At 38.3% G+C, this 1997-nt stretch carries 1 protein-coding gene; it reads right to left on the reverse strand.

The genetic code is table 11. From position 1 onward, the window contains the following. Nucleotides 1-87: 87 nt before the first annotated feature. Entirely contained in the window at nt 88-1968 is a 1881-nt protein-coding gene (gene dnaG, locus MICAI_RS05560) for a DNA primase (RefSeq protein ID WP_008198952.1), read from the reverse strand. Nucleotides 1969-1997: the final 29 nt, after the last annotated feature.

A 1997-nucleotide genomic window follows, 5' to 3' on the forward strand; every position in this document is an offset into this window, starting at 1 on the left:
TACCTACTTAATTGGCCACCTCAAAACCGGTAAAACCCCACACCCCACACCCTGCCCCCACCGAAAAACTTTTTCAGCAGACCCGAATTAAGCTTGTTGGTAGTGAGGATCAATTGCGATTAATTTATTAACAGTTTGATAGAATTCCTGCTGATAAAATTCCCGTTGATTGCCGTCGAGAGCATTAATTAATTGTTCTTGACAGTAACGACGATATTCCATTAAACTAATTTTTTCCATAGCTATAATAGCATTTTTGATCTGTTCTTCTGGCTGCAAAATTTCCCGACTGGTATTCTCATTTAAGTGAAATAAAGAATTAAAATCACGATTTTTGTCTGCGGTGATCATCAATAAATGATTCTGTAAAGCTGACATCAAATCTCTTGGTTTAGTAATTTGGGTTTCTAACTCTAGAATTACTTGCCATAACCAACGATAATCAGGGAGATTAAAAATTAAATCTTTTTCATCCAAAAGTTCACAAATGAGCCTCCGATATTCGGGGGAATGTAGATAGATTAATAATAATAACCATTCGGCTTTTTCTGTGCCATTTTTTTCCGATTTATCTAGAATATTTTTCCTCTTAATTGTTGGGGATTTTCCTTGAGGTTTATTAACCTGTTTAGAGAGATTTTTAAAAATATAAGGCAAACGAGCGGCATCTTTTTGAGCCAAAATTTCAGCACAATAATCTAGATAAAAAGTCCGTTGATTGCCGTCGATTAACTTTTGCAGCAAACTGACCATACTACTAGACACTTGTTGAAAATGTAGTCCCTGTTTTAAATCTTTGTTAACCAACATTTGCGATATTTGCCAATCAATCCAAAAAGGAGATTTTTCGATTAGTTCTCGATAACTATTCACCCCGTCAGCACGAGATTTAAGAAATTCATCGGCATCTTTACCATCGGGAAGATTGAGGATTTTTAGGTTAACTTGTCCTGAATAAACTAGGGAGTTAATTTCCTCGATCGCCCTTTGTGTGGCTTTAATTCCCGCTTGATCGGCATCAAAATTAAAGATTATTTGTTTACTTTCACTGTAGCGCAAAAGTAGCTTAATTTGCTCTTGACTTAAGGCTGTTCCTAAACAGGCAACCACATTAGTAATACCGGCAGCATGGAGAGCAATCGCATCAAAATAACCCTCCACAACTATCGCTAAATCTTGCTGAATAATTGTCTGTTTAGCTCGATGGAGAGCAAAGAGAGTTTTTCCCTTTTCAAATAGAGGAGTATCGGGAGAATTTAGATACTTTGGTTGTTCATTACCTAAAGTGCGACTACCAAAAGCGATCGCTCGTCCTTGGCTATCAAAAATAGGAATCATTAAACGATCTCGAAATTGATCGTAATAACCACTACCATTTTGACGCGCTTTAATTAATCCTGCTTGTGCCACTAAAGCCACAGGATAGCGCTTCTGTTCCACCAAATAACGATAGAGAGTTTCCCAACCTTGGGGAGAATATCCCAGTTGAAAATTAGCGATGGTTTCCGCGGTTAGTTGTCGTTGTACCTTGAGATAATCTAACGCTTTTTCCCCTTGAGGTTGACTAAGGGCGTGTTGATAAAAACTCACCGCCACGGCCATTATTTCGTATAATTGTTCCTTGAGGGATAATTTCTGTTCTAATTCCTGACGCTGTTCTACTGCCAGAGTTTTAATCGGGATTTGATACCTTCTAGCAAGATCGAAAACCACCTCACTAAAAGATTGTTTTCCCACCTCCATCAAGAATTTAATCCCGTTTCCCCCCGCACCACAGCCAAAACAGTAATACATTTGTTTGGCAGGACTAACCGTAAAACTGGGGGATTTTTCCTCGTGAAAAGGACATAAACCGACGTATTCCCGTCCCCTTTTTTTGAGGACGACTCTCTCGGAAATTAAATCCACAATATCAATTCTTTGTTTAACTTCTTCGATCGTATCCGGATGTAGTCGCGGTGTATCCATAATCAGTTATCAGTTATCAGTTATCAGTT

The sequence above is a fragment of the Microcystis sp. T1-4 genome, assembly GCF_000297435.1.
Lineage (GTDB): Bacteria > Cyanobacteriota > Cyanobacteriia > Cyanobacteriales > Microcystaceae > Microcystis.